The sequence below is a fragment of the Clostridium sp. AM29-11AC genome, assembly GCF_003480545.1.
GTDB lineage: Bacteria > Bacillota > Clostridia > Lachnospirales > Lachnospiraceae > Otoolea > Otoolea saccharolyticum_A.
The window spans coordinates 1-2,218 of sequence record NZ_QUJI01000054.1 but is presented as its reverse complement, the minus strand read 5'-3'; the positions used below and the strand labels follow the sequence as shown (position 1 = coordinate 2,218).

Annotated in this window: 2 pseudogenes; both read left to right on the top strand. The window is 39.7% G+C overall.

Going from position 1 to position 2,218, the window contains the following annotated elements:
* Positions 1-244: pseudogene (locus tag DW757_RS17110) on the top strand (hypothetical protein); the annotation flags it as partial.
* 389 nt (positions 245-633) lie between these two features.
* A pseudogene (locus DW757_RS17105) lies at positions 634-1,958 on the top strand (IS1380 family transposase).
* The last annotated feature ends 260 nt before the right edge of the window (positions 1,959-2,218 follow it).

The window sequence follows — 2,218 nt, the reverse complement described above, 5'->3', positions numbered from 1 at the left end:
GGCTATAGACCATGTCTATTTTTATGAAATTGATTTTGCGAAATTAATTATACGTCATCCATTCATGGACGTTGCGGAATACCTGGATCTGCTGGATTCCCTTGCGGAGCTGCTTCATGGCATAAACCAGTTTTTTAAGAAGCAGCTCGGCAGACCGTTTTTCAACCGTATCCCCGATTATAACCAGTGGCGCGTCAAAATAGCGGTTGCTACCGCGCTGTTTCAGGAGGCGTCTGCACTGTAAGGCCGGACTCAGACAGTGCCGCAAAGTCATCCGTTATGGAGGCTTTGCGGCACTCTCTTTTTGATTTATTATCACACCATTACCAGCCAATATTTGCAAGAATAGCCCTGTCCAGATCAGATCCATAGCTTTCATCAACATTTTCTGCAACCAATGGCAATTCTCCTGTGCTTATACATATTTTATTTCTTCCGGGATCAGACATATCGACAAAATACACTTTATCCTGAATTATTCACGACTTTGCCACGAATGTGGCTGAAAGCCACATAGTTACTGTATTTTAACTGAATATTGCTTTTCACCTATCAAGTGAATGAAAAAAGAGCATCCATTTGTGGTAAAATTAAGGTGTCTAATCAAAATAAATACCAACAAAGGAGCCCTTTATGAGTATTGTAAACACCTTATCACTAGAAAGCAATAGACAAATTAAAATAAATTTTGATGGAGGAGATTTATCCTCCGATGCAGGATTGCTTCTCATCAAAGAATTCGTAAGCAAACTTGGTATTGATAATCTTTTAGGCAAAGTTTTCAAGACCAACGATTCTGCATTATTCAGATATCATACAGATCAGAAAAACCTGCTCCAGATGATATATATGATCATTGCAGGCTACTTCGAAGATGATACTTCCGATGAACTTACAAATGATCCTGTATTCAAGTCTGTACTTGAAAAAGACACCCTTGCATCACAGCCTACACTATCAAGATTCTTTAACCGTATGGATGAAGATACCTTAAATCAGTTACTTATGATTGGCAGAATACTCCGAAAGAGAGTTTATCGTATTCAGATGCCACAGGCTGTTATTCTGGATCTGGATTCCACTCTTCTTGATGCATACGGCAAACAGGAAGGCAGAGCCTTTAACTTTCATTATCAAAGCAATGGATACCATCCACTTGTCTGTTATGATGGAATGACCGGAGATCTGGTAAAAATCCAGCTTCGTGATGGAACCGAGTATTCCTGTACCGGAGTGGTTGACTTCCTGCAGCCGATACTTGATGAATACCTGAATGATTATCCGGCGATCCGTATTCTGCTTCGTGGTGACAGCGGTTTCGCTACACCTGATCTTTATAAGCAGTGTGAGGAAAACGGCACAAGCTATGTGATCCGGCTGAAGGAGAATGGCATTCTCCGCAAAAAAGCATCCTATCTTGTGGATGAGCTTGATGAGATCACCAAAAATAATAAAGTCGATTATGCAGTAGCCTATGGCGAATTCATGTATAGAGCGAGTTCATGGCCTTATGAAAGGCGTGTGGTATGCAAGGTTGAAAAGCCGGAAAACCAAATGGTTTACATGTACACATTTGTTGTCACAAACATGGATTCCTCACCAGAGTATCTCATCAAATTTTACTGCAAGCGAGGGCTGATGGAAAACTTCATTAAAGAAAGCAAATCCTGTTTTGATTTTGCATCCGTAAGCAGTCATACCAGAATGGTAAATGCCAATAGACTGCAGGTACATGCTCTTGCGTATAACATATTTAATTGGTTTAGAAGATTGGTGTTATCAGCAAATATGCGAAAGCAACGCATTGATACCGTCCGTTTAAAATTGCTGAAGATTGCTGCAAAAGTAGTTCATTCAGCAAGATATATCACATTCAAACTGTGCAGCAGTTCCCCTATAAGAATGAATTCTATGAGACACTTTCAAATATCGGCAAGCTGAATGTACAGCTGGAATAGCAACTATTAACGAACATTGACAGCTTAACAACTGCTCTGAACTCTGCCACAGGGATTTTATACCCTTTTGACGGGTTAATTGAGTGATGTTATGGCTGCATGGATCAATTTTCAGATTCATGGTATTGTTATCAATTCAGATACTGTTCCGTGAATAATTTAGGTTTATTGTCATAGACGTGGATGTATATAAGGTATGGAGAGAGGCTGTAAAATATTCTGTGTCTATGGGAATGAAACCTTCCAGATAAGAATTCGAT